Below are 25038 nucleotides of genomic sequence, written 5' to 3' on the forward strand. Positions count from 1 at the left end.
CAGAATTGTTAGAAATATTATGATAGTCCCGGGCGGATTCGAACCGCCGTCATGGGCTCCAAAGGCCCATATGATTGGCCACTACACCACGGGACTCCGGACGCCGCGAATCTACAAACCGCTGGAACGCACTTGAACGCTTCGAGAGTCAGTCGCTGCTCACTTCCGCCTCGATATCGATGAGGCCACAGACGTCGTCCTCGGCGTTGAAACAGTCGGGACACTGCGGCTCGCGGTCGATGATGGTGTCGAGCCGTTCGGCGACGGTCTCGTCGATGACTCCCTCCAGTGCCCTGGCCTCAGTGCGGAACTCCTCGACCTCGAGGACCTCGATGAGGAAGCGCTCGATGATACAGTAGTTCTGCAGGGCGTCTCGGGCCTGTGTGATACCCTCGTCGGTGAGGTCGACGCCCTTGTACTTCTCGTGGTCTAGGAGGCCGCGGTCTTCGAGCTTGCCGATCATCTCGTTGGCGCTGGCGGGACTCACGTCGAGGAGGTTCGCCACGTCGCCGGTGGATGCGGGACCGTCGGCCTGTTGCTGTGTGAGATATATCGCCTTCAGATACTGCGCCTGCGTGTTCATTGTCGTGCCTCCATGAGTTCAGTCACGTCCTCGACGCCTTCGGCCTCCTCCGCCCGGATAGTCGCCAGGACGTCGAGTAGCTGCTCGCGGTCGATACCGAAGTCGGTCTCCGACGCCTCGACGGCGTCGATGAGGTCGTCGTAGAACTTGTAGGCCGTCTCCTCGTTGCAGAGCTGGTCGTACAACACGCCGTCGAAGTCCTCGTCGGCCTCGTACTGGGCCTCGACGAGCGTCTGTATCTCCTCGAAGGGGACGGTGTCCGCGTCGAGGTCCTCGACGAGCGCTTCCAGCCGGCGACGGTGGTCGGCCGATTCCGCCGACGCCTCCTCGAGCAGGGCGCGAAGCTCTGCGTCGTCGTCAACGGTGGTCGCCGCCGCGTGCTTGGCGGCTCTCGCCTCGATGACCTCCTCCAGGACGATCCCGATCTGGAGCAGACGAGCGAGCTGGTGGTCCGACGCGAGCGGCTGTGTCAGGCTCACGCCACCACCTCCGGGCGACACGGTACAGTCATAGGCAACCGTCGGGGAGGACGGAACTTAAGCGGTTCCCTGTGGGCGCTCGAACCGAAAGCGGTGAGAGTACGCTGGTGGTCACTCTGCGAGACCTCACAGGGCAAAGCTCTCCCGAGCCTCCGAGAGTAATCGATTACTCTCGCAGACGCTCGTAGATGAGGCCGTCGAGGTCCTCGCGAAGCTCGTCGACGGCGACCTCTTCTAACACGGGGACGAAGAAGCCCTCGACGAGCATGTTCTTGGCCTTCTCGGGGTTGACACCGCGAGAGGTCATGTAGAACATGTCCTCGGCGTCGACCTGACCCACCGTCGCGGAGTGGGAGGCCTCGGTGTCGTGGTTGTTGATGATGAGCTTCGGGGACGCGTCGGCCTCGGATTCGTCCGAGAGCATGAGGGTGTTCTCGCGCTGATACGAGGAGGTGTCCCACGCCTCGGTGCCGACGTCCTGGACGCCCTCGTACACCGAGCGGGCCTCGTCGTCGAGGACGCCACGCGTGACGAGGTCGGCGACGGTGTGCTCGGCCTCGTGCCAGACACGCGCCGCGATGTCGACGTGCTGGTCGTCGTGGCCGAAGAACGCGCCGACGATCTGGGACTCGGAGGAGTCACCGAGCAGGCGCGTCTCCACGTTGCTCTTGGTCAAGCGGGAGCCGATGTTGCCCTCGATCCAGTCGATGGACGCGTAGGTGTCGGCGTGGCCGCGCTTGACCTGGTAGTTGTAGCTCTCCTCCGAGAGGTTCTGGAGGGTACCGTACTGGACGTAGGCGTTCTCGCCCGCGACGGCTTCGACGACGCCGGAGTAGTACTGGTCGCCCTCGGTGTCTTCGCCGGTGGTCTGGCGCTCCAGGATAGTGACCGACGAAGACTCCTCGGCGACGACGAGCGTGTAGTTGAACAGCGACCGGCTGTTCATCGTCGTCCGGATCTTCACGTCCTCGGCGTCGACGCCCTCGGGAACGTAGACGACCGTCCCGGCGGAGAACAGCGCCGTCGACAGCGCGGTAAGGTAGTCCCGCTGTGGGTCGACGACGGAGCCGAAGTGGTCCTCGATGAGGTCGCCGTGCTCGTCCAGGGCCTCGCTCCAGGAGAGGACGTCGACGCCCTCGGCGTCGATGCGGTCCTTGTCCTGAGCGTAGTCGAGCGGGTCGACGAGCGTCTCGTAGTCGAGCGCGTCGAGGTTGGTCCACTTGCGGCCCGGCGTCTGGATGACGTCGGGCATCTCCAGCGTTTCGAGGGCTGCGAGCGCGTCCTTGCGTGTCTCCAGTAGCCACTCGGGCTCCCCGAGGTCTTCGGATATCTGTTCGACTGCGTCTTCGCTGAGTGTTGCGTGTACCTGCGTGCTCATGATTATCCGAGCGACCCCTCCATCTCCAGCTCGATGAGGCGGTTCAGTTCGACGGCGTACTCGATTGGCAGTTCCTCCGTGATCGGCTCGATGAAGCCGGCGACGATCATCTGCTTTGCGTCGTCGTCGTCCAGGCCGCGGCTCTGCAGATAGAAGACGTCCTCGTCGCCGATCTTGCCGACGGTCGCCTCGTGGGCGACGTCGACTTTCGACTCCTGAATCTCCATGTACGGCATGGTGTCAGACGTCGAGTCGTTGTCGAACATCAGCGCGTCACACTCGACGGAGGTCGAGGAGTCTTCGGCGCCGTCTGCGATGTGGACCAGGCCGCGGTAGTTCGTGCGGCCGCCGTCCTTTGCGATGGATTTGGACTCGATGGTCGACTTCGTATCGGGCGCGTTGTGGTAGACCTTCGCGCCGGTGTCGATGTCCTGGCCCTCGCCGGCCATGGCGATGGTGATGTGGTTGTCCGTCGCGCCGGGGCCCTTGAGGACGGTGGAGGGGTACAGCATCGTGGCCTTCGAGCCCATGCTGCCGGAAACCCACTCCATCGTGCCTTCTTCCTCACAGATTGCGCGCTTGGTGTTGAGGTTGTACGTGTTCTTCGACCAGTTCTGCACGGTCGAGTACTGGACGTGGGCGTTCTCGCCGACGAACACTTCCACGCCGCCGGAGTGGAGGTTAAAGGCGGAGTACTTCGGGGCGGAACAGCCCTCAATGTAGTGGACCTCGGAGTTCTCCTCGGCGATGATGAGCGTGTGCTCGAACTGGCCCATCCCCTCGGAGTTCATGCGGAAGTACGCCTGCACGGGCATGTTGACCGTGGTGTCTTCGGGGATGTAGACGAAGGAGCCACCGGACCAGACGGCCCCGTGGAGGGCGGCGAACTTGTTGTCGCTCGGGGGAACGCACTTCGTCATGAAGTGCTCTTTGACGAGCTCTTCGTGCTCCTGGACGGCCTTGTCCATGTCACAGAAGATGACGCCTTTCTCCTCCCACTGCTCCTGCATGTTCTGGTAGACGATCTCCGATTCGTACTGGGCGCCCACGCCCGAGAGGGCGTTCTTCTCGGCTTCCGGGATGCCCAGCTTGTCGAAGGTGTCCTGAATCTCTTCGGGGAGGTCTTCCCAGTTCTCCGCGCCGCCGCGCGTCTCGATGTCCGGGCGGATGTAGGGGACGATGTCGGCGATGTCGACTTCCGAGAGGTCCGGCGCTCCGGGCCAGCCAGTCGGCATCGGCATCTCCTGGAACTGCTCTAGAGCGCGCAGGCGGCGCTGGAGCATCCACTCGGGCTCGTCCTTGTCTTCCGAGATGACTCGCACTGTCTCCTCGGTGAGGCCCTTCTCGGTCTCGAAGGCGGAGTTTTCCTCCTTCTTGAACTCGAAGCGGGCTTCGGTGTCGGTCTCTTGTAGGTGGTCTTGGTCTGAGCTCATGATATGTATGGGTTAGGGTCGTGTACGTATGGGTGTTATGCGGCCTCGTAGGCTTCCTCGCGGACCCAGTCGTACCCTTCGTCCTCTAGCTTCTCGGCGAGTTCCGGGCCGCCGCTCTGGGCGATCTGGCCGTCGAGCATCACGTGGACGTGGTCGGGCTCGACGTAGTCGAGGATGCGCTGGTAGTGGGTGATCTGGAGGATGCCGGCGCCCTGCTCGTCGCGCAGGGCGTTGATGCCCTCTGAGACGTCCTGCAGGCGGTCGATGTCGAGCCCGGAGTCGATCTCGTCGAGCACGGCGACGGAGGGCTCGAGGATGGCGGCCTGAAGGACCTCGTTTTGCTTTTTCTCGCCGCCGGAGAAGCCGGCGTTGAGATAGCGGGAGGCGAACTTCTCGTCCATGTCCAGTTGCTCCATCTTCTCCTGGAGGATCTCTTGGAACTCGGCGACGCCGACCTCGCCCTCTTCGACGTTGCCTTCCATCGGGGAGGTGTCGTAGCCGGCGGCGTCCTCGTTGGTGTCCTCGCTCTCTGCCTCGTCTTCCTCGTCGTCCTCGAAGAGCTCCTCGCGCTCTTCGAGCTTGGCGTTGAGGGCCGTCCGGAGGAAGTTGACCATGGTCACGCCCTCGATTTCGGCGGGGTACTGGAAGCCGAGGAACACGCCGAGTGCGGCGCGCTCGTTGGGTTCGAGATCCAGCAGGTCCCACGTCCTGAGGTCCTCGGGGATCTCGAAGTCCTCGCCGAACTCGTCGTCTTCGAGGTGGATGAGCACCTCGCCACCGGTGACCTCGTAGGCCGGGTGGCCGGCGATGACCTTCGCTGTCGTGGACTTGCCCGAGCCGTTGGGACCCATCAGCGCGTGGATTTCGCCGGACTGGACTTCGAGGTCCACACCGCGAAGGATCGTCTCACCGCCCTCTTCTGCGACTTCCGCCTGTAGATTGTTGATTTCGAGTACTGCCATGGTAGTCTTAGGTCAACCGAAACAAGGTTGTTTTGCCCCATGAACCTTTCGCATCGCGGCGAACTCGATTTCAGTATTTGGAAAGTATATTTCCATACCTGAAAACCACCGACGGAACGGCCGCTACATGAAGCTGCCGAGCCCGGTCTGCTCCTGGCCCGATTTGACCTCGTCCCAGGAGATGTCCAGCGCCTCCAGAATCCGCGCGATGGGCCCTTTCAGCGTCTTGTCGAGCATCTTGTCCCAGTCGACCTCGAACTCCGCGGGGATCTGGTCGGCGTACTCGAAGCAGATGACGTCGGGGTCACGGCGGAACTCACCGTACAGCGGATCGGTGGAGGCGTCCAGACCGTGCTCCGCCTCGACCCGGTCCCAGAAGTCCGCGTGGACGCGGTCGAGGTAGAGCCGCTTCGGTTTCGACCCGCTCTGGAAGTTCGTCCCCAACAGGAGGTTGGCGTATTTCGCACCCCGGACCTGTGCGGTGTCGGTGTCGTAGTTGTCCAGCTTCTTGCCGATACCGCCCGGGATGCCCACGTCGTCGTAGTCGACGTTGCCCGCCTGGTAGTCCTCGATGACCTCGCCGACGTAGCTCTTGATGCTCTCGGCGTCTTCCCCGTGGACGATGCGGTCGATGACCTCCTTCTGGACGCGCTTGGTGATTGGCGCGATGTCCGAGCGCTGGTACTCGAAGCCGGTGATGTCGATACTGTCGACGTGTTTCCCCTCTTTCCAGACGATGTGACCCGCGTAGCGTTTCTTCTTGCCCGCCTGGAAGAAACGGCGGTAGAGCTTCTCGAACTCGATTTCGAAGCGGTGTTCGTCCGCGTTCAGTCGCTCACTGGCGAACTCGTCGTAGGAGGCGTTTATCGTATCCTCTAGCTCGAACCCCTTCTGGATGGTCGCCGCGAGAAGTCCGAGTTCGTCCTCGTCCATCTCGGGGTGTTTCTCGCGCATCTCGTCGGTGACCGCGATGTCGCCCGCGACATCGTCGGGGCCGATGTCCCCGAGCTGGAGCATGACGGAGTCGGTGTCGCCGTATACGACGCTGTACCCCTCGTCTTCGACGACTTCGTCGGTGTAGTCGATGACCTCGCGGCCGGTGGCGGTGACCGCCGCCCCCATCTCCTTGTCGTAGAGTCGGAACCGGTCCCACCCGAGGACGCCGTACAGCGAGTTCATTATCACCTTCACCGCCGCCTGCTGGCGGTCGAAGCGCTCGTACTCGGGGTCGTCCGGGGAGTAGCTGTTGCGCTGTGCTTTTTTCTCCTCGCGCTCGGTCAGCAACGCATCGACCATCGACCGGATGACGCCGTCCGGTTCTTTCCGGAAGTGGGTCCCGTTGGGGGCGCGGTAGGTCTCACCGTCGTAGGCCTCGGGGTCGACCTTCGTCTCCGGGGAGGCGTTGGTCGTCACCATGCACATCGGGTACAGCGACTTCAGGTCCAGCACGGTGACGTTCTCGCGGACGCCGGTAATCGGGTCGAAGACGGCGCCGCCCTCGTAGTCCTCGCTCTCCTGTTGGCCCTTCGAGGGGAGGGCGTAGTCGCCGTGGAGTTCGTGCAGGACGTACATGTCGACGGCGTCGCCGGGCGTGGTGGCGTCCTCCAGTTTACAGCCCACGAAGGTTCGGACCTCGTCCCAGAAGTCGATGATGTCCTGCTCGCGGTCGAGTTCGACACACAGCTCCACGTCCCGGAGGTTGTACTCCAGCAGGCGCTCGGGCTCCTGCTCCCAGAGGTCGCCGATGTCGCCGGTGTACCGTTCTTTTCCGACGCCCAGTTCCTGCTCGCCGACGGCGTCGAGCCGATAGGACTCCAGTTCGGTAAACTGCGTGCGCTTGTAGGCATAGAGCAGGTCGAAGACGACCCGGCCCTTGATGTCGGGGCCCTGCCAGTCGCTGCGCCACACCTCGTCCACCCGCGAGAGGCGGTCGATGTTCAGGTCGTAGTCGTGGTCGTAGCTCTGGAGCTCCTCGATACGGTCGAGCAGGTAGGGCGCGTCGAAGTCGTCGAAGTTCCACCCCGTCAGCACGTCGGGGTCGGTCTCCTCGATGTAGGCGATGAACGCGTCGAGCATTGCCGCCTCTTCCTCGAAGATTCGCACGTCGGCATCGAACTCCTCGCGGATGGGGTCGTAGCCGGCCAGCGCCTCCGGCCCCTCGATGCCGTCGGGGGACTCGTAGAGCCAGACGACGTACTCGTCGGTGTAGGAGTCGTGCGAGGTGAGACAGACGACGGTCTGCTCGCCGTCCTCCGGGAAGCCGTGGCGGTCGTCGACCTCGATGTCGAAGGTGTTGACCCGGGGCTCGGCGCTGGCGTCGACTGGTTCGATCTCCTCGTGGTGGACCTTGTAGCTCCCGTCGTCGAGTTCGCGGGCTGGGACCCGCACCCCGGACGTGATGTCCTTGTCGATGAGCAGGCGGTTGGGAAAGAGGATGTCCGCCTCGTAGTGGTCGAAGTCGTCACGCATCTGCCCCACGTCGCGGGGCGTCTGGCCGAATATCTTGGTCAGGCGCTCGCCCCGAATCGACTCGTAGGGCTCTCCGCCGGCGTCGGCCGCCTCCCAGCCGGTGATGCGGTCGTAGCCCCGGAGCCGGTCCTCGGTGACGCTGTCGGTCGGCGCGTAGAAGTACGGTTTGAACTCGTAGACCCGCGCGTGGACCGGCTCCTCGTCCTCGGTCCGGCCGAAGACGTGGACGACGGGGTACTCGTCGTCGCCCCGGCCCTCCACGGTGTAGTCGACCTGCGTGACCACGAACTCCACCGTCTCCCCGACGTCGGGGAACTGCTGTTCGTCGATGTCGACCACGTCCGCGCCGCCGTCGCCGTTGCCCGCGACCGCCGCGGCCTCCGCCGACGGGCGGTCGGCGTCGTCTCCCTCGTCCCGCCCGAAGTCGCCGAGGGCGCTCTGACTCTCCTCACTCATTGCCCGACCTTCGAGACGGCACATAAAAACGTCGGCGGTCGGCGCTCCCCGGGCGACGCTGGTAAATGTTTGTCACGGGCGGAAAGTATATGGTAACGACTGTCATACCCACAGGTGACTCATATGTCGCACCGCGCATCTCCCGACGGCGAGTCGGACAGGGCGAACGAGCTCCGGTCGGACCCCGCGCTCCCCGACGCAGTGCAGACCACCGAAACCTACGAGACAGAGGAGGGGACGGTGTTCTACGACGCCCAGAACCCGCTCGCCTGGATGCAGACGGACACGACGGTGGCGCTCGACGAGCGGGCATAGGCCCGTTTTCGAGGGTCTGAGCTTTTTGCCGCATTGTAGACAACCATGGCGTGGGTTCGGTTACTCCCGTCTGCGATTCAGCTATAGAACGTAGCTGCAGGGTTCTAGTTTTTTCGGTAGTTCAGACACCTGAGTCTATATCAATCTGACGTAGCTGTAGGACAGGTGTAGTACTCTTAAGTACGATGAGTTAGTACTACTAACTGCTCAGAGTGAGGTCCCGACTGAGTAAGTCGGAACCCCACCATGTTACAACATACTGAGTAGCCGCGCGACCAGCGTTATCACCTCTAACACCAGCCGCACAATTTTCAATCTACTCAGTATCCCGCACGATACGCTGTCAGACTCCCGCTCGTTTTCTTTGGTGGGAGCAGTGTCGTCTTTGCTCATGGGCGTAGCTGACGGTGTAGCCCTGTCGAGAACCAACTTGCTCAGAGTGAGGTCCCGACGGACTACGAAATTCGCTACGCTCCCATGCATTAAAAAGTCCCTCATTGATACAGCGCGCGCACGGAAAATCGGTGCCAATATCTCTCTCCACGGGGGAAAGAGACACTTGCCGACAATTGTTGCTGGCTTTGTCGGCCAGAAGTGGGTAGACCTATCAGGAAAGTTATGTCAACGAAACAACCAAGCCGTTGTCTGGTGATTTGTCGCTTGTCGGCAAGAGTGTCAAACCCTACCCTGTGCTTTTTTAGCTAAATGCAGAAGGGACGTTATCACAGATTGGTGGTCCGTCAGCCTGCTCGCTCTCGACGGGCCTTATTTATAATGCAAGCAAGCCAACATTTAATTATCTGCGACAACTGGTATGGATATGTCGCAGAAACAATCGACTGCTAAACAAAATACCCAGCAGAAGCTTCGGGCTGAGCTTACTGATTTTGAGCAGCGGTATCAGCCTGAGAAGCTACAGGGCCTATCAGTCAATGCGTTACGACGTAAACGAAAATGTGCCCGCGCGGAAGCTGCAGGCATCATCGATTCTTACCCACCAGAAGGGGGGCTAACAGGCCCCTGGCGAGGAATCGCACATGGCGACACAGATGAATCGCTAGACGCTCTCACCGAGCAACAGCAACTTGAGGTAATACATACTCTTGACCGCTGTATAGACAATATTGACAAGGTAGGAACCAAGCGGAAGGACAAGCGACGTGCGGAGCGATGGGGGCGGATTAATCAGGCGCTGCAGTCGGTCAGTAAAATCATAGCTGCCCTCTTGAAACGCCCCTGAGATTCTTACCTCTAAGTGGCAAACAAAGGGTATGGTATCTGAGGGACTGATTGGCGCATTGGGAGGGGCATTGATTTCTGGCCTGCTGGTTGGTGGCTTTAATTACCTCAACACTACTCAGAAAATTGAGTCTGAAGACGACAGGAGTGTAGGAGAGTTTTATCTTGAGCGGAAGGTCGACGCCCTTGCTAAGTATCATGGTGAATTGGACCGATTTGTGGAGGAAGTTCGTGTATACAAAAACAAAGCATACGATGGAAGACTAAGCGAGTCTGAAGCGTCTGAGGTAATCGAACTTTTCAATTCATATCGACTTGCAGTCAGTGAATTATCTATCTTCTTAACGGAAAAGCAAGAAGATACTATTGACGCTACACTTGGCCCATTCAAACAGGCGAGTGTCCACGTTATCGACAAAACCGAGTTTGATAGACCAGACGAAATGACAGAAGAAAGTTGGAATTACAAAGAAGTCAAAAAAGCGGCAGCAGAAGCCAGCGGCGTTGTTAAAGCCGAGATTCGTGAGGGGGTGGGGCGGCTTGAAGAAGACTGACGGTCAGCCCCACGGGCTCGAAGCGTAACCCCCGTAAGCGCTGGCAGTTGTCGCATCGCCCCGTGGCGTCATAGGAGTCTCGTCGCCGCCAAACGCTTCCCCGACAGCGTCACGAACGTCGTCGAAAGTGACGTGGTCGCTCACCTGATTGTCGAGGTACCTGCCAGCTTCGGCGTAGCTTAGTCCGTCGCTCAGCAGACTGGCAAGCACCAGGGCGTGGTCCCACTCAAAGGGGACTGTCTCGCCAGACGGCAATTCTATGTCGCCACCTTCAGCTTCCTCACCGTCTTGTGATTCGGAGGGGAGTTCGATTTGATGCAAATCGACCGCTTTGCGAACCGTTTCTTGGTCGGTATTCAACTCTGCTGCCATGTCGCTGATACCCCTCGTTTCGCCAGCCGCTGCCAGCGAGCGGAGGAAACTGCCGTGTTCGGGCAGCAGCAGGTCGTTACCCCGAGGATAGTGTTCATAACGCTCGCTCACGTCGTCACCAAGCTGCAGGTCTTGGTCGTCGGACCCCCCTGCTGGCACCAACGGAAGCCCGCTACGCCACCCCACCTTCCGCTTAATGGCAATGGCGTCACTCACGTAGCTGGGACGGTCTTCGAGCCCGCTGCCGTCGTTGCGCTCGAAGCGGTCGACAGAAATGTTCATTCCGCGTCACCCCCGTAAGCGCTGGCAGGGACCAGTTGCCAGGCCCAACTGCCCGACATCATACCACTGCCATCGGTGAGCGCAAGAATCTCACTCTTGCCAAGTTCGTCACCGTCTTCAACTTGTGTTCTCAAGACGACATATTCTTTCGCGTCGCCGTCATGCACAACAGTAATATTCAACCCGCCACCCCGAGGGACTTGCTCGTTCGTCGCATGGATATTCTCGCCTAATTCGAGGGTGTCGCCCGCCTGCAGCCGCTTGTCGGTGACCTTCATGCTTCGTACACCCAGGTGACAGACGGGCCACGTTCGGCAGTCGAGTGGTGCCAGATGGTCAGATGAAGCTCGCATTCAGGTGGTTTGATGTCGCCGCGGTGGTCGTCCGTGTCAATTGTCTTAGTCTTCATGTTCCTTCTACTCCTAACTTCTGCTAGACGCACGAGGAGACTACTTCCACCGTGGTAGCGACAATCACCTTACAGCAGCGAGATAACCGTGGTGAAAGTAGACAGAGGCCTGCTACTGCCATTTTTCTGGTGGTGCGGCCGATATCGGGCTATCAGTGGGGGACCCCACCGTTTAGTAGAAGTTAGTAAATAGATGAAGCGGGGCGACAGAACTATCGACAAGTTCTGACGTGACAGAGAAGGGTGAAAGGCGCTCACTGTCTGTCGGCTCGCTTCGCAAGAGCGAAGCTCACCTTCCAGACAGATTCGCTCGCTGACAGCCACCAACAGAACGCTTCGAGGTGGATGTCTCAAAGGGGGTTCTTTGTCGTGCAAATAGGGATATCGTCGTGCCAGAAGTTTGTGCGCGTCAGAACCGATGAGGGTGACGACAGCACTTGGCCGACCCACCAAAACCCAGGACGACGGGGTGATGGTGGGGGGAGAGAATTGTCGCCAGACGGCAGAGGATTGACCCCCGTCTAAGAGAGGTATTAATATGAGGCGAAAGCCTCAACAGGCCGTCTCGTCAGCGGCCTTGATAACGTCCTCGTCGCTTGAGGTCGTCGTATTTCCATGGCCGCAGGCAACTTGTCCTGCGGTTCGTACTTAACTGCCAGCAGCGACGGGTATGTCGTTAGTGTCATGTTATTCTCTATCACACTTATGACGTGCCGCTACGTCAGCTCCATGACAACTGTTGCCGCACTTATGACATCGCCACTAGCGTAGCCACAACGTCACCGAGTCTGTCGACCGCCATACGTTCCTGCAGCCGCGCCAGAACCGTGTGGCAGTCGCTGATGACGTTTATCCGTTGGTCGGCAGTACCGTCCGTGGCGACGACATCGGTTTGCCGTGACTCCCATCGGCCAGCCAAGGCCGCTACCGTTGCGGAATCAGGTTTTCCCCGATACCGCTGTCGTAGCTGTTGACGAGTGTCGCTGGTGATACGAACGGATTTCATAGTACCCGCTCCGTGGCGTGGCTCAGAAGTTTCTCACAGAACGACTCGAAGGCTTCTTTCGGGTGCTCAATGCCCTTCACGTCCGCCCACCAGCGAACTTTCTCACGTAGCTGTCGATTTGCCATCTGCTTGGCGCGGTCGTCGTCAAGGGCCAGCAGAACGCCACATGCCGCTGCCGTCGCGCCACCGAAGCTTGACCAGGCCGAATAGTCTTCATCGGCCAGCAGGGCAAGAACGTGCCCTTGCCGCTCCCTACCAATGCCAGCCCCCTGCATCAAGGCTTCAAGCTCGCTTCTGACGGCACCGTCGTGCAAGTCGGTGGCATCGCCGTCAGTGGTTTCAAACCAATCACCCCCATCGGGGACCGCTACGTCCTGGCCCTGCTGCAGCTTGAACTGTCGCTTTGGTAGTCCGCTGACTTTGCTACCAGCGTCGTCCGAACCACGGGGATTGTGTTGGTACTCATTTTGGTCCCACTCCTCACTGGGAAGTGGTTCATCGCCTGCCTTACCTCGTTGTGGAGTATATTCGACATCTGACGTAAACGAGATGCCTTGCTCAAACGTAGCTGCTGCCCGCTTCGGCCCGTCGTGGGCTATCGCAGACTGCTGTCGCCCTGGCGGCATTTCCTTCTGCTCCCCCAGCGCTACGCAATCCCGTGCCGCTGGGCGGTCCCCAACAGCGACATAGTCGTCGTCCCGCGCTGGCAAATCAAAGTCGTACTCCCGTCCGCTCATCGCCCAGCAGCAATACTGCAGCCACGCGGCCCGCGAGGAAATTGTCTGCTATCTGTCATTTCTATGCTCCGCGTCTGCGTCGTCGTAGTTCCCATTGTTAGTTCGTCAATGAATTACCGCTGGTCGCCGTCCAATGCCGCCCGCTCACCGATAATTTCCTGCCGTTCCTCGAATTTCTCACAGAGACGCGTTAGCGCCCTTCCGTGTGGAATTTCATCGTGCATCTCTGGAAATATAGTTTCCTTAATGTCTTTGAACCGCTCAAGTTCTTGCTTGCTTACAGCGATGCGTGTGTTCCTTGCCATATTCTTGTCACCCCATTGAATACTTGTGCCGCCAGGCACTTAAAACTTTCGGATATTTGACATTTTTGGGCCTGGCGATAGTGGCGTGAGGGAGAAATGGGTATTCCCGTGCCAGCCCCCACAGGTGAAAGTTCTCCCGAGCTACGGTTCTGGCGAAAGTCGGTCTTGTCTACCGCGAGAGCCAAACTTTTACCTCCAGTTAGCTACAGAAAGCACAGGAAAATCTCGGAAAATCTTCAGATAATTTCCCGACAGATTCCTGATAAACTGTCAAGACATTTTGCTGCAGCAGGGAGGGGGGTCGGTTCCGTTCCTCTCCCCACCGTTGCTGTGAGCTGGTGCTAATCTTGTGGCAGGGTTCTGACGGACCACAGCTAAATCTAAAACGGGCTTCAGCGACATCTTCAGTACTGTGAGTGCGTTAATTTCTTATTAGCAGTACCCCCCTGCTAACGACAGTCGATTATTCGCCCCAGTAATCTGCCATACTCTCAAACGCCATGAGCGGACTCTGATGGCGTTTCAATTCATTGTGGTGCCATACCTACCTACTTCTCACTCAAGACGGATTGAACGCCGTTCAACGCCGTCTGAGGAGGCTAACGCTCACCACGGGGATTGGTCGTCAAATCCAGTATCAGAAATCCCACAGTAGTATATTAGAACAACAAAAAATGGTACACGGCACCGCCCTGACCTTCTGACACATTCAGTCTATATACTTATTTATTTTACAGACTAATAAAAGCTTCGACGGTCAGGGCGTCAGTCGAAGTATTCCCGTCGTTGCTCAGTTTTCTCCCCCTCAGTCCTGGCGTCATAGTGCTTGTCAAGCACGTCCTGAGTGACGTTGCATCGGTCTGAGACGGCACGGTGTGGCACATCATCTTTCAGGAATCTGGTGATAGCGCCACGTCGCACGGGGTGACCTGACACCGATGACGGGCAGTCAGACGCGTCAGAAGCGGTCTGCGCAGCGTCACAATCTGCCTTAGCACGGCCATGGGGACACTCACCCCATAGGCATGGTCGAGTAGCTGACTGAAACCAACGGCGTAGGGTCTTGACGGGCGCACGACCATGCTCCGTCGTAAAGAGCGGGCGTCTGTCAGCACCGTCCCGCACGTCAACCCGCTGAGTGTCAATATAGTCCTGTAGTATCTCAGTAATCTCGGAACTGATAGCGACGTACCGCTCAGCCCGCGTTCCGTTCTTGAGCGGGGTGCCGTCGTCAGGACGGTGTCGAACGCGCAGACGGTTCTGTGACGCTTCCACGTCAGCAACGTCAAGAGCTACCAGCGTGCCCGACCGAAGGCCAGTGTGCCACGTCAGCGCCAGTAAAGCGTGCTCGCGGGACGCGTAGGCATACTTCTGCAGGTACGACAAAGCGGCTTCCGCTTGGTCGTCGCCAAGCTTCTCGTCGCGCACGTCCCTGCCCCTGCTCGGTTGCTCAATTCGTTCTGGGACCGATGGGTCAATAGCGTCTATCGACGCACAGAACGATAGGAACCGTTGAACCGTCGAAATACGCTGTGATAGCGTGCTTTGGGCCAGCCCTTCCTTGATATCGAGTCGAAAGCGGTGGACAGTCCTACCAGACACATCCCGCATATCATCAATCTCCCGTTCGGCAAGCCACTCGGTAAACTCATCGACGTGAAACCGCTGCAGTTGCATCGTCGCGTCTGCCCACTCATCGATGTGCGATTCTAACCACAGTCGTTTGGCTTCGGTCGGTACAATCGGTTCAAGCGTGGTGTCATTCGTCATGGGTGTGTAGAATCGCGGACTGTGGGACCAACCGACAGCGCCAATGGCCGACAACAGCAGTCTGTTGCCCATTGTGATTGTTCTACGACGCCCAGAACCCGCTCGCCTGGATGCAGACGGACACGACGGTGGCACTCGACGACCGTGCCTGAGACTTATACCTGTCCCGCCCCGAGTCCGGGGCATGCTCGACGGCCCCGATGAGCGGGACGACGGCGGGGTGCTCTCCGAGAAGAGCCCCCACGAACCCGAGGAGTTCGACCCGTCGAGCCTCGGCCCCGACGTTCCGGAGCCGCCCGACGGCGCCGGCAACAGCGAGGTGGCGTCGGTGTTCTGGAAGCTCGTCCTCGTGTTCAACGTCGCCTTACTGGCGCTGTCGCTGGGGCCGATGTTCGCCTATTTCCGTGGGAACGTCGGCCTCGGACTCCAGTTGACGGCCGCCGGGGCGATCCTCTTTGCCTACGGCTACTACCGGTACAGGCAGTTCGTTCGCGAACGGGACGCCGACGAGGGTTGAGCGGCCACAGCGGTCGAAACTCCCCGAAACGGACCGGAGGAACGGAGCGTGGAGTACGGGGAGGAGAGCGACGAACCCGACCACAACGGCTAACCGCGCCCGCCGGCAACGGCGAGTATGCGCACCGTCCGCGACGAATCGGGGACCCGCTACGTCCTTCTCAAACAGTCAAGCGAGTCGAGCCTGGTCCGTGACCCCGAGACCGGCGCCGAGAAACACGTCGCCAACGACGACCTGACGCCGGTCGACGGCGAGTCGCCGCTCGGGACCGCTGCAGACGCCGTCCCCGAGGCCATCCGGACAGTCCTTACCGCCGCCCACGACGACCGGGCGCTGGGCCTGCTGGTCGAACTCGACCGGCGGGGGCCCCTGTCGGTCCACGACCTGCTCGACAGCTACGACCTCTGTGAGAGCGACCTCCACGGCCTGCTCGGGGAGTTCCGTGCCGCCGGGCTCGTCGAGGAGGCCAACGTGGTCGGCCAGCGCGGCTACGACACCACGGCGGCGGCCGGCGACGCCGTCGAATTTCTCACGACCTAGACCGAGGTTGTCGTAGAAGCGGTCACATACCTCGGAGCGCGACTCGGTCGATACCGTCAGGACTGATTAGCGGCCATCGAAACCTCCCAGCAAGCGAAGTAAGAGTCAGTGTCGTCGCAACAATGACTGTGACCGCGATGACTAGCGTCCCTATCCCAACCATACGCAGTGTCTTGAGCCTCTTCGTAAGAAAGCCTCGGGCTGGTTTGAGTCCCAGACAGCGTCGATTAGTCAAGTCACAGACGCCCAGATCGGGCGACCGTCCTGATAACGATGAAAGCGATCTGTGAGTGGTTCTACGACGTCCGGGACTAATCCGCGAGTTCCGCGACCGTCTCCTCGATGCGCTCAACCCGGGAGACGTGCGAGCGGTTCGAGGTCGACGACTTCTCGACCCGGACGAGGTCGTCGGCCGCGCCGACGAGCTCCTCGTCGTGGCTGACGACGAGAATCTGGGCGACGCCCACCTCGTCGCGCATGTAGGCGATGAGGTCCAGCAACTGCGTGACGTGGCCCGAATCGAGAAACACCGTCGGCTCGTCGAGGATGAGCGGCGGCATCGGCGCCGACCCCTCGATGCCCTCCGCAAGCAGCCGGTAGATGGCACAGCGCAGGCTGAGGTTGAAGAGGGCGCGTTCGCCCCCGGAGAGCTGGTCGGGCTCCAGCGGGTCACCGTCCTTCTGGTACACCGTCAGCTGGTACTCCCCGTCGAGTTCGATGTGGGAGTACGAATCGTTCTGGTACACCAGCGAGAACGTCTCGTTTAGCATCCGTTCGAGCGTCTCGACGTTTCGCTGGCGCAGTTCGGCCCGGAGCGTCCCGTACATCCCCTGGAGCTGCTCGCTCTCCTCGTACAGCGCGTCGAGTTTCGACACCGTCCCGGCCAGCTCCTCGCGTCGCGCCCGCAGTTCCTCCAGCTCCTCTATCTCGTTTGTGACTCCGCCGATGGCCGACTGTGTCTCGTCTCGGTCGGTCCGGAGTTCGTCGAGTTTCGCGTCGGCCTGCTCGATGTACTGCTCGGCGCGGTCTCGCTCCTCGCGGGCTTCCTCGATTCGGTCCTCGTCGACCTGTTCGGCGAGGTCCTGCTTTCGCTCGCGTTTCTCCGCCAACCGCTCGCGGCGCTGGTCGTTCATCTCGGCCTGCTGGCTGCGCGTCTCCCGCAGCCGCTCGATGTCGCCGTCGCGCTCGTCGATGTCGTCGAGCAGCGCCGCGACCCGTTCGAGCCGCTGGACCGACTGTTTGACGGTCTGGTGGTCCTGGTTGCACTCGCCGATGACCGAGCGGGCCTCGGCCGCGAGCTCCTCGGCCTCGCTCGCGGCCTCGCGTTTCGTCTCGGCCTCTGTGTCGAGTTCGTCGGCGTCTTCGCGCAGGGTCTCGACGCGGGCTTCGTCGGCCTCCAGGCCGGACTCTTTCTCCTCGATGAGCTGTACGACGTTCGCTCGGTTCGATTCGAGCGAGTTGAGCCGGTCGGCGGCCTCGGCCAGTGACTCGGCCCGTTCCAGGTCACCCTCGAGGCTTTCGACCCGCTCGCGGGCAGTCTCTAGTTCGTCTTCCAGCTCTGTGACCCGCTCGCGGTCGTCCTCGATGGACTCGACGTGGGGCGATTCGGCCACGTCCTGGCCGCACTCGGGGCATTTCCCCTCCTCCAGCAGCGCCTCGGCCTCGCGAAGGGCCTCACGTTCGCTCTCCAGTTTTGTCTCCAGTTCCGTCACCCGCTGGCGGGCCGTATCGAGGTCCTCGGCGACCGAGTCGCGGTGGTCCGCGGCGCTCTCGCGGTCGACATCGCCGTCCGCGAACCGCGTTTCGAGCTCCGCTATCCGCTCGTCTATCTCGGTGAGCTTCTCGCGGCGCTCGGCGACCGCCTCCCTGGCCGCCTCTAGGTCCGATTCGAGTTCGGCCGCCTCCTCGCGTTTGGCCTCGGCCCGAGAGTCGAGGTCCTCGGCCTCGGATTCGAGGGACTCGGCCTCGCTGCTGTGTTTCTGTGCCTCGACCTTCTGGCGCTCGATGCGCGAGCGCAACTCCTCGGCGCGGTCCTCCAGGGCTTCGGTGCGCTCCGCGACGAGTTCGGGGTCGGCCTCGTCGAGGTCGGTCTGGGCGAGGGTCTCGTCGAGCTCGTTCCGCAGTTCTTCCCGCTCGGTCTTCAGCGCCGAGATGCGCTCTTTCAGCTCCTCGCGTTTCCGGTCGGTCTCCGTGATCTCCCCCTCAAGCGTCTCGATGTCGCCGGTCAGCTCCGTGAGCTGCTCGCGGCGCTCCTCGTACTCCTCCAGAACTGCCGTCGCCCGGTCCAGGGTCTCGGCGGCCGTCTCGCGCTGGTCCTCGATGCGCTCGATTTCGGCTCCCGTCTCCGAGAGTTCCGTCTCCAGGGCGTTCAGACGCTCGTGGAGTCCCTTCTCCTCTTTCGTCGCTATCTGGTCGTCGAGCTGGTCGAGGCGGCTCTGTTTGTCGTCCCGGACGCGTTTCACCCCTACACGGGCGTCGCTGGCCCGTTCCCGGTACTCCTCCAGCTTGCCCAGTTGCAGGAGGTCGTCCAGCATGTCCTGGCGCTCGCTCGCCGAGGCGTTGATGAGCTTGTTCACCTCGCCCTGGCGGACGTAGGCGCAGTTGAGAAACGCCTCGCTGTCCATCCGCAGGAGTTCAGTGACCCGACGGCGGACCGCTCGCGCCCCCTCGAAGGTGCCCTCCGGCGTCTCCAGGACGCACTTGGCGGTCGTCGCCCGCCCGCCGGTGTTTCGCACGCGACGGGTAAGGTGGTACTCCCCGCCCGCGTGGGCGAACCACAGCTCGACCGTGCAGTCGTCGGCACCGATGGTGACCACGTCCTCCAGGGTCCCGTCGATGGCCTTCGAGCCGTAGAGCGCGAAGAAGCAGGCCTCGAGCAGCGAGGACTTCCCGCTGCCGTTGAGCCCGTGGATGACGGTCACCCCCGGGTCGAGGGTCAGGTCAGCCTCGTCGTAACACTTGAACGAGTCCATGGCGATCCGCTGGAACCGCATCAGAGACACCTCACAGGAACTCCTCCAGGGACTGGTCTTCGCCGCCGCCCTCGGCCACGTCGGTATCCGAGTCGGCGTCTGTCGGTTCCTCACTCGCGTCGCCGCCGTCGGTCTCGGCAGCGGCGTCGTCGGTCGCGGTCTCCGCGTCGCCGGCCGCCGGCTCATCGTCGCCAGCGACCGAACCGCCGCCGTCCAGCGCGTCGGGGTCGTCCTCGACCAGTTCGCGCACCCGGTCCTCGACCGTCTCGGCGACGTTCGCGTCGGCGACCTTCGAGGCCCGAACCGTCTCGTCGATATCGCGGGCGGCCCCGCTCAGCCCGAGCTCGCGGACCCGCTCGGCGACGGCGTCGTCGGGGTCAGCGAAGCTCACGCTCGTCTCGCGCTCGTCGGCGGACAGTTCCCGATGGTCGGTGACCCGGGCGACGAGCGCCCCCCGGTCGAGGGCGAACTCCTCGATGCTCGCGGGCGCGACGGGCTCGCCGTCGCCGTCGATGCCGACGATGACGACGGCGGCGTCCAGGTCGTACTGGCCGACCTGGCTGCGGACGCGCTCGATACCCTCCTCGGGCCCCAGTTCCACGTCGACGAAGACGAACTCGCGGGTGTCGAGCCCGCGCCGCGTGATGCTGACCTCGCCGTCGAAGGTGACGATGTTGTAGCCCCGGTCCTCCCGCTCGCTGGCGCTTGCCCGCTCCGTCGACCCGCAGTAGGTGACCCACGCGCCGTCGACCTGTTGCTTGCCCGGCTTGTGGTTGTCCCCCAGCAGCAGGGCGTCGAACTCGACGGAGGACTCACCGAGTACCTCACTTGCCTCCCAGTCGCCGTAGTCGAACGGCTGGAAGAGGCCGTGGGTCACGAGCGCCGCGTGGTCGGCGTCGTGGGGGGCGAAGTCGTAGTCGAGGTCCTCGCGCTTCGAGCGGGGAACGAAGTCCAGCCCGTAGAAGGCCGTGTCGCCGACGACAGTCGGCTCGTCGCCGAGGCGTGTCGCCAGTCCCAGCGAGGCATAGAGATCGAGCCACTGGGCGTCGCGTTTGGCCTCGTGGTTGCCCACGACGGCCAGAAACGGGATATCGGCCGCAGCGAGCTCTTCCAGGATATCGAGCGTCCCCATGATGTCCGACAGCGTCGGCCGCCGGTCGTGGAACAGGTCCCCGGCGTGGACCACCGCGGCCACGTCGTCGTCAATGGCGTCCCGGACGACGGCCCGGAACGCCGCGAGGAAGTCCTGCCGGCGCTCGGGCACGTGGTACTGCTGGTACCCGATGTGGGTATCGCCGGTGTGTATCACCCGTGTCATCTGTGCGGGCGTATGCCAGCCGCTCGTAAAGCCGTGTCGCCACCGGAGTGAAAGTGGTGGGTCACCCGTCGACAGGGCCCCCAGCCGCGACCCGATACTCCTCGAACGTCGCCAGTGCTTCGCGGCCGTCGTCGGCCAGTCCGCTCACCTCGCGTTCGGCCCGTTTGACCGCCCGTTCCAGCCGGTCGAGGCCGACCGACTCGACGAACGCGGCGGCCGCGTCGACGTCTTCGGTGGCTGTCACGGCCCGTTCGATGACTACCCGGTAGTCGGTCGGCTCCGGCCGGTCTTTGACCGCCTGCCCGCCACTCGCTTCCGGGGGCGACCTGCGCGTCTCGCCGTCGGCCAGCGCTGCCAGCGCCGCCTTCACCTGTTCGGTCTCGGTCATAGGCTCGGTGGCGTCGCTATCGTACAAGAACCCTCGGCCGAGAGTTGAAGTGCGGTGGCGGGACCAGCCCCGGCTATGACCGACGTGGAGACACTCGAAGAACGTGTCAGCACGGTCGAACGGGCCGTCACCGACGGCGACCACAAGTTCCCGGCCGTGGACGACCTCGCGGAGCTGACCGAACGGGTCGCGGCCCTCGAAGACCGGGTCGCCGAGCTGGACGAGCGCGCCGACGAGCTCGATGCCGCCACACAGGCGCTCAGGGGGTACGTCGGCAACGTCCGTTCGGTCAACGAGCGCGTCGAGGGGCGTGCCGACGCCGCGCTTGCGGCCACCGAGCGGCTGGAACGCCGCCTCGACGCGGCCACCGAGGAGCGGCGGCCGGGGGACGCCGAGGCCGGCGAGTCGGTTACCGACTGGGAACCGAGCGACGACACCCACGAGGACCGCAGGACAAAGCGGCGTCCGTCCGAGGTCGACAGCGACCGGGATGGGGAGCCGGGGACGACGGCGGCCGACGCCCGGGACGCCGGCGTGCTCGAACAGATACGGGCCCTACTGTGATACTCCGCGTCGTCCTGGCGGTGGCCCTGACCGCCGCACTGCTTTCCGCCGCCACGCCGGCGATGGCCGAGGCCGGCGTCGACAGGGCCGACAGCGCCATGGACCGCCAGCTCGGGGCGTTGGCGAGCGATCTGGGGGCGATGGTCGGGACGGACGACCCGACGGCGGGCCGTGGCGCCCGGCACGTCACCGAACTCCGGCTGCCCGACCGGTCACTGACGAGCGCCGCCGTCACGCGCGTTCGGTTCGCCACCCGCGAGGGGGTCGCGGTGGCCTCGTGGCGGGTCGGCGACGAGCGGACGGGCCACACACGCCTTGCCGGCGTGCCCGTCCGCGCGGTCGGCGGCGGGACACTGACACTCCGAGAACCGGGTACCCATCGGCTCGCGTTCGAACTTCGGTCGCGCTCCGGCGACCCAGTCTTGCGAGTAGCGCGGCTGGGCGGTGAGCGCGATGCGTGAGTGGTTCACCGACAGCAAGGAGAAGGAAGCGTGTCGCTGTGAGACGGCCTTCGAGCGCGGGACGTTGACCGTCGACGCCGACGGCTGTCCCGGCGGTGGGCGCCTGGGCGAGGCCACTGACTGCCTGTCGACCGTCGTCGCGGCGCTGGACGGGGGCGACGTCGACAGCGTCGTCACAGCCGCAAACGGCGTCGAACGGGCCTACCTCGACGACGACGCGGCGCTGCTGGTGGCGGCCGGGCGGTTCGCGGCGCGGGTGGCGGCCACCGACGAGCGGCTCGCCGAGCGCGCTCGACGGGAACCGCTGGCCGCCGCGACGGAGGCGGCCGGCCGGGCGGGCCACGTCGCCGACCTGGCGGCCCGGACCGGCTTCGCGGTCGCCGCGGAAGGAGTCACGCCGGAGCGGGCGCTCGACCCGTACGTCGGCCCGGCCGTCAGCGACGCCCGCATCGCCGCCACGCCCCCGGAAGCTGCCACGCTCAGGACCCGCCGGACCGTCGAGAGCGGAGCGACCGTCCGGCGGTACGAAACGCCGGCAGAGCGCCTGGACAGCTATCACGTCCGCCCACGGGAACACGAGTTCGACGCGGCGACCGCGGCAGCGCTTGCCGACGCCGTGGCCCGGCTGGCGACCGCCGGCGAGGAGACACCGGCGGAAGCCGCCCGAGCCGTCGCCGACGACGGCCGGACGGCGACCCGGCTTGCGAGCGTACTCCGGAAACACACCGAGGGACTCGGCATCCTCGAAGACCTCTTCGCCGACCCGCGCGTCTCGGACGTGTTCGCGGCGGCCCCTATCGAGGAGACGCAACTGCGGGTGCGCGCCGACGGCGAGACGCTCCGGACGAACGTCCGGCTGACCGAGCGGGGCGCTCGCACCCTCGCCTCCACCTTCCGGCGGACCAGCGGCCGGGCCTTCTCCTGGGCGAGTCCGACGCTGGACGCCACTACCACGGTCGCCGGCCGACGGGTACGCGTGGCCGGTGTCACCGAGCCGGTCAGTGACGGCGTCGGTTTCGCGTTCCGTGGCCACGACGAGGCGTCCCTTCGGCTCTCTGAGCTCGTCGAGAACGGGAGCGTCCCCCCGCGGGTCGCCGGGCTCCTCTCCGTCGCCGTCGAGCGCGGCGCGGCCTGTCTCGTCGCCGGCCCCCGCGGCGCCGGGAAGACGACGACGCTCGGGGCGCTGCTCTGGGAGCTGCCACGGGCCGTCCGCACGGTCGTCATCGAGGACACGCCCGAACTGCCCGTCTCGGCCCTGCAGGCGGACGGTCGAGATGTCCAGCCGCTCCGGACCGCGAGCGGTGACGGCCCCTCGGTTGACGCGGCGGCCGCGTTGCGGACCGCGCTCCGGCTCGGCGACGGCGCTCTCGTCGTCGGGGAAGTGCGCGGCGAGGAAGCGGGCGTCCTCTACGAGGCGATGCGCGTCGGCGGGGGCGACAGCGCGGTGCTCGGAACCATCCACGGCACCGGCGGCGAGAGCGTTCGGGAACGGCTCGTCTCCGATCTCGGGGTGCCCGAGAGCGCCTTCGGCGCGACGGACCTCGTCGTGACGCTCGACCCGCCGGCCGCCGACGGCGGGCGCGGTATCGCGGCGGTCGAAGAGGTCCGCAGCCACGAGGACGGCGTCGGGTTCGAGCCGCTGTTCCTGCGGGACGGACCGACAGCGACGGCGACAGGACGGGTCGACCGCGGGGCCAGCCACCTCATCGAGTCGTTGACCCGGGCCGGCGAGTCCTACGCGGCGGTCCGCGAGGCCGTCCGCGACCGGACAGACACACTCGGACCGCCGGACCTGGCGGCGGGTAACACCGGACCATGAGCAGGACGGAGGCGGACAGAGAGCCCGGAGCGGCCGACCGGCTCGGGCGGCTGGTCACCGTCCCCGAGGAGTACGGACGGGCCTGTCGATTGCTCGGGATATCGACGGCCCCCGAGACCATACTCGCTGGGAGCTATACCCTGGCCGCCGGGGTCTGGCTGGTCGGTGTCGCCGCCCTCGCGGTCGGGTCGGGACCGGGCGCGGTCGTCCTCGCGGCGGGCAGTGCAGTTACAGCCGTCGCCGTCGCGCTGGCTGGCCGCTACGGCGTCGGTCTGGCGGCACAGGCCCGCCGAATCCGTGCCCTCGGCGCCGCGCCGTCGCTCGTGGCGACGCTCGTCCTGGGGATGGCGCTGTGGCCCAGCGCCGAGCGGGCGGCGGCCTTCGCTGCGAGCGCCGATGACGGGCTGCTCGGGGAGCGGCTCGACACCCACCGACGGCGAGCCGACCGGACGCCACGGAGCGGGCTGGCGGCCTTCGGCCGCGAGTGGGGCACGGAGTTCCCGGCACTGGAGCGGGCGCTGACACGCGTCGAGCGGGCAGCGGTCGTGACGCCCAAGGAGCGGCCCGAACTCCTTGACGCCGCCCGCCGCGGGATACTGCACGGGACCCGCGACGAGATGGCGTCGTTCGCCGCTGGCCTCCGGGCGCCGGCGACGGCGCTGTATGCCTTCGGCGTCCTGTTACCGCTCGCGATGGTCGCGCTGCTGCCGGCGGTCGGTGCGGCCGGTGTCCCGGTTTCCCCGCCACTGCTCGTCGCGACCTACGGAGTCGGGCTCCCCGCCGGGCTTGTCGTCGCGAGCGCGTGGCTGCTCGCGAAGCGCCCCGTCGCCTTCCCGCCGGCACCCGTGCCACGGAGTCACCCGGATGTCTCGACCGGGACGACGGCAGCGCTCGGGACCGGCGCGGCAGTCGCCGTCAGTGCGTGGCTGGCAGGGCGCGTTCTCCTCCCGCCGTGGGCGCCACCGGTCGCGGTCCTGGGACTCGGAGCCGGAGCGGGGCTCGTCGTCTACTACCGACCGGTCACTGGGGTCCGAGACCACATCGAGGCCGTCGAAACCGGGCTGCCCGACGCGCTCTCGGCGATCGGTCGCCGGGTCGAGCGCGGCGAGTCCGTCGAAGCGGCGTTCGACGCCGCGGTCGAGGCCGCTCCGGAGCCGCTCGCGTCCGTGCTGGCGGAGACGGTCGAGCGCCAGGGGCGGCTGGGCGTCGACATCGAGACGGCCTTTCGCGGCGAGCACGGAACGCTGTCGACCCTGCCGAGTCCGCGGCTCCGGCGCGCCGCCGTCTTGCTGGGCGCGGCCGCCGACATCGGCCCGCCGGCCGGTGAGACTATCGCGACGATGGGCGACCATCTAGACGAACTTGCCGAGGTGGAGCGAGAGACCAGACGGCAGCTCTCGCAGGTCACCGGGACGCTGTCGAACACCGCCGCCGTCTTCGGGCCGCTCGTCGGCGGGGCGACCGTCGCCATGTCGGCCGCGATGGGGAGCGGGGGTCCTATCGAATCGGTCTCAACAGCGTCGCTCGGCCCGGTCATTGGCTGGTACTGTCTCGTGTTAGCTGTCGTGCTGACGGCGCTGTCGACCGGCCTCCACCGCGGGCTCGACCGGGCGCTGGTTGGCTACCGTGCCGGGCTGGCGCTGTGTTCGGCGACGGCGGTCTACTGCGCGGCCGTCGTGGCCACGGGGCTGCTCGTCTGAGCGTTTATAT

General features: G+C 63.9%; 25 protein-coding genes and 1 tRNA gene. 10 read left to right on the forward strand and 16 right to left on the reverse strand.

Annotated features, from left to right (window positions below):
• Positions 1-23: 23 nt before the first annotated feature.
• The 7 genes from VJ162_RS06115 to VJ162_RS06145 all read right to left on the reverse strand — a co-directional run bounded on the left by VJ162_RS06115 (position 24) and on the right by VJ162_RS06145 (position 7760).
• Positions 24-96 (reverse strand) — tRNA-Gln (locus tag VJ162_RS06115).
• 52 nt (positions 97-148) lie between these two features.
• Positions 149-583: a metal-dependent transcriptional regulator gene (locus VJ162_RS06120; protein WP_324663092.1), complete on the reverse strand. Its 435-nt coding sequence runs from the start codon at positions 581-583 to the stop codon at positions 149-151.
• Positions 580-1062 (reverse strand): ferritin-like domain-containing protein, encoded by a 483-nt coding sequence (locus VJ162_RS06125; RefSeq protein ID WP_324663093.1) that lies wholly within the window; start codon positions 1060-1062, stop codon positions 580-582. Before VJ162_RS06125 ends, VJ162_RS06120 begins: the two co-directional genes overlap by 4 nt.
• A 166-nt stretch (positions 1063-1228) precedes the next feature.
• Positions 1229-2440, reverse strand: a complete 1212-nt coding sequence (gene sufD, locus VJ162_RS06130) for a Fe-S cluster assembly protein SufD (protein ID WP_324663094.1) — start codon at positions 2438-2440, stop codon at positions 1229-1231.
• Positions 2441-2442: 2 nt separating this feature from the next.
• Positions 2443-3873 carry a Fe-S cluster assembly protein SufB gene (sufB, locus tag VJ162_RS06135; RefSeq protein WP_324663096.1) on the reverse strand — a complete coding sequence of 477 codons (1431 nt, stop codon included), beginning with the start codon at positions 3871-3873 and terminating at the stop codon, positions 2443-2445.
• Positions 3874-3908: 35 nt separating this feature from the next.
• Entirely contained in the window at positions 3909-4835 is a 927-nt protein-coding gene (locus VJ162_RS06140) for an ABC transporter ATP-binding protein (protein ID WP_324663097.1), read from the reverse strand.
• 123 nt (positions 4836-4958) lie between these two features.
• A complete protein-coding gene (locus VJ162_RS06145) occupies positions 4959-7760 on the reverse strand; it encodes a DNA-directed DNA polymerase (RefSeq protein ID WP_324663098.1) in 2802 nt (933 codons plus the stop codon).
• Positions 7761-7883: 123 nt separating this feature from the next.
• On the opposite strand from VJ162_RS06145, the gene VJ162_RS06150 reads away from it, so the two are divergent.
• The 3 genes from VJ162_RS06150 (at position 7884) to VJ162_RS06160 (ending at position 9868) form a co-directional block, all read left to right on the forward strand.
• Positions 7884-8075 carry a DUF7331 family protein gene (locus VJ162_RS06150; RefSeq protein WP_324663099.1) on the forward strand — a complete coding sequence of 64 codons (192 nt, stop codon included), beginning with the start codon at positions 7884-7886 and terminating at the stop codon, positions 8073-8075.
• 820 nt (positions 8076-8895) lie between these two features.
• Positions 8896-9315, forward strand: a complete 420-nt coding sequence (locus tag VJ162_RS06155) for a hypothetical protein (RefSeq protein WP_324663100.1) — start codon at positions 8896-8898, stop codon at positions 9313-9315.
• 31 nt (positions 9316-9346) lie between these two features.
• On the forward strand, positions 9347-9868 hold the full coding sequence (locus tag VJ162_RS06160) for a hypothetical protein (RefSeq protein ID WP_324663101.1): 522 nt from the start codon (positions 9347-9349) through the stop codon (positions 9866-9868).
• Between the two features lie 3 nt (positions 9869-9871).
• Here the strand turns inward: VJ162_RS06160 and VJ162_RS06165 are convergent, their stop codons facing one another.
• From VJ162_RS06165 to VJ162_RS18475, 6 genes are all read right to left on the reverse strand, one after another.
• On the reverse strand, positions 9872-10522 hold the full coding sequence (locus VJ162_RS06165) for a hypothetical protein (RefSeq protein ID WP_324663102.1): 651 nt from the start codon (positions 10520-10522) through the stop codon (positions 9872-9874).
• Positions 10519-10800 carry a hypothetical protein gene (locus VJ162_RS06170; RefSeq protein ID WP_324663103.1) on the reverse strand — a complete coding sequence of 94 codons (282 nt, stop codon included), beginning with the start codon at positions 10798-10800 and terminating at the stop codon, positions 10519-10521. The genes VJ162_RS06165 and VJ162_RS06170 overlap by 4 nt, the downstream gene beginning before the upstream one ends.
• On the reverse strand, positions 10797-10931 hold the full coding sequence (locus VJ162_RS06175; RefSeq protein ID WP_324663106.1) for a hypothetical protein: 135 nt from the start codon (positions 10929-10931) through the stop codon (positions 10797-10799). The genes VJ162_RS06170 and VJ162_RS06175 overlap by 4 nt, the downstream gene beginning before the upstream one ends.
• A gap of 1002 nt (positions 10932-11933) precedes the next feature.
• Positions 11934-12674: a hypothetical protein gene (locus VJ162_RS06180; RefSeq protein WP_324663107.1), complete on the reverse strand. Its 741-nt coding sequence runs from the start codon at positions 12672-12674 to the stop codon at positions 11934-11936.
• A 113-nt stretch (positions 12675-12787) separates the two neighbouring features.
• Complete coding sequence (locus VJ162_RS06185; RefSeq protein WP_324663108.1) at positions 12788-12979, reverse strand: hypothetical protein; 192 nt, start codon at positions 12977-12979, stop codon at positions 12788-12790.
• 765 nt (positions 12980-13744) lie between these two features.
• Complete coding sequence (locus VJ162_RS18475; protein ID WP_455429316.1) at positions 13745-14821, reverse strand: tyrosine-type recombinase/integrase; 1077 nt, start codon at positions 14819-14821, stop codon at positions 13745-13747.
• A gap of 5 nt (positions 14822-14826) precedes the next feature.
• Here VJ162_RS18475 and VJ162_RS18590 point away from each other — a divergent pair, with 5 nt between their 5' ends.
• The 3 genes from VJ162_RS18590 (at position 14827) to VJ162_RS06195 (ending at position 15806) form a co-directional block, all read left to right on the forward strand.
• Positions 14827-14901 (forward strand): DUF7331 family protein, encoded by a 75-nt coding sequence (locus VJ162_RS18590; protein ID WP_455429317.1) that lies wholly within the window; start codon positions 14827-14829, stop codon positions 14899-14901.
• A 32-nt stretch (positions 14902-14933) separates the two neighbouring features.
• Complete coding sequence (locus tag VJ162_RS06190) at positions 14934-15266, forward strand: DUF7322 domain-containing protein (RefSeq protein ID WP_324663109.1); 333 nt, start codon at positions 14934-14936, stop codon at positions 15264-15266.
• A 117-nt stretch (positions 15267-15383) separates the two neighbouring features.
• Positions 15384-15806, forward strand: coding sequence for a DUF7346 family protein (locus VJ162_RS06195; RefSeq protein ID WP_324663110.1), 423 nt, complete (start codon positions 15384-15386; stop codon positions 15804-15806).
• Between the two features lie 311 nt (positions 15807-16117).
• On the opposite strand, the gene rad50 is transcribed toward VJ162_RS06195, so the two are convergent.
• The 3 genes from rad50 to VJ162_RS06210 all read right to left on the reverse strand — a co-directional run bounded on the left by rad50 (position 16118) and on the right by VJ162_RS06210 (position 20484).
• Positions 16118-18799 (reverse strand): DNA double-strand break repair ATPase Rad50, encoded by a 2682-nt coding sequence (gene rad50, locus VJ162_RS06200; RefSeq protein WP_324663113.1) that lies wholly within the window; start codon positions 18797-18799, stop codon positions 16118-16120.
• Positions 18800-18809: 10 nt separating this feature from the next.
• Complete coding sequence (gene mre11, locus VJ162_RS06205) at positions 18810-20096, reverse strand: DNA double-strand break repair protein Mre11 (protein WP_324663114.1); 1287 nt, start codon at positions 20094-20096, stop codon at positions 18810-18812.
• Between the two features lie 61 nt (positions 20097-20157).
• Entirely contained in the window at positions 20158-20484 is a 327-nt protein-coding gene (locus tag VJ162_RS06210; protein WP_324663115.1) for a hypothetical protein, read from the reverse strand.
• Positions 20485-20559: 75 nt separating this feature from the next.
• Between VJ162_RS06210 and VJ162_RS06215 the strand changes: the two genes are divergently transcribed.
• Genes VJ162_RS06215 through VJ162_RS06230 form a run of 4 tightly spaced genes read left to right on the forward strand, consistent with a single transcriptional unit; the run spans position 20560 to position 25028 of the window.
• Positions 20560-21048, forward strand: a complete 489-nt coding sequence (locus VJ162_RS06215) for a DUF7310 family coiled-coil domain-containing protein (protein WP_324663116.1) — start codon at positions 20560-20562, stop codon at positions 21046-21048.
• On the forward strand, positions 21045-21509 hold the full coding sequence (locus VJ162_RS06220) for a DUF7311 family protein (protein WP_324663117.1): 465 nt from the start codon (positions 21045-21047) through the stop codon (positions 21507-21509). Before VJ162_RS06215 ends, VJ162_RS06220 begins: the two co-directional genes overlap by 4 nt.
• Positions 21502-23328: an ATPase, T2SS/T4P/T4SS family gene (locus VJ162_RS06225; protein ID WP_324663118.1), complete on the forward strand. Its 1827-nt coding sequence runs from the start codon at positions 21502-21504 to the stop codon at positions 23326-23328. Before VJ162_RS06220 ends, VJ162_RS06225 begins: the two co-directional genes overlap by 8 nt.
• Positions 23325-25028: a type II secretion system F family protein gene (locus VJ162_RS06230; protein ID WP_324663119.1), complete on the forward strand. Its 1704-nt coding sequence runs from the start codon at positions 23325-23327 to the stop codon at positions 25026-25028. Before VJ162_RS06225 ends, VJ162_RS06230 begins: the two co-directional genes overlap by 4 nt.
• The last annotated feature ends 10 nt before the right edge of the window (positions 25029-25038 follow it).

It is taken from the genome of Haloarcula sediminis (assembly GCF_035656455.1).
GTDB lineage: Archaea > Halobacteriota > Halobacteria > Halobacteriales > Haloarculaceae > Haloarcula > Haloarcula sediminis.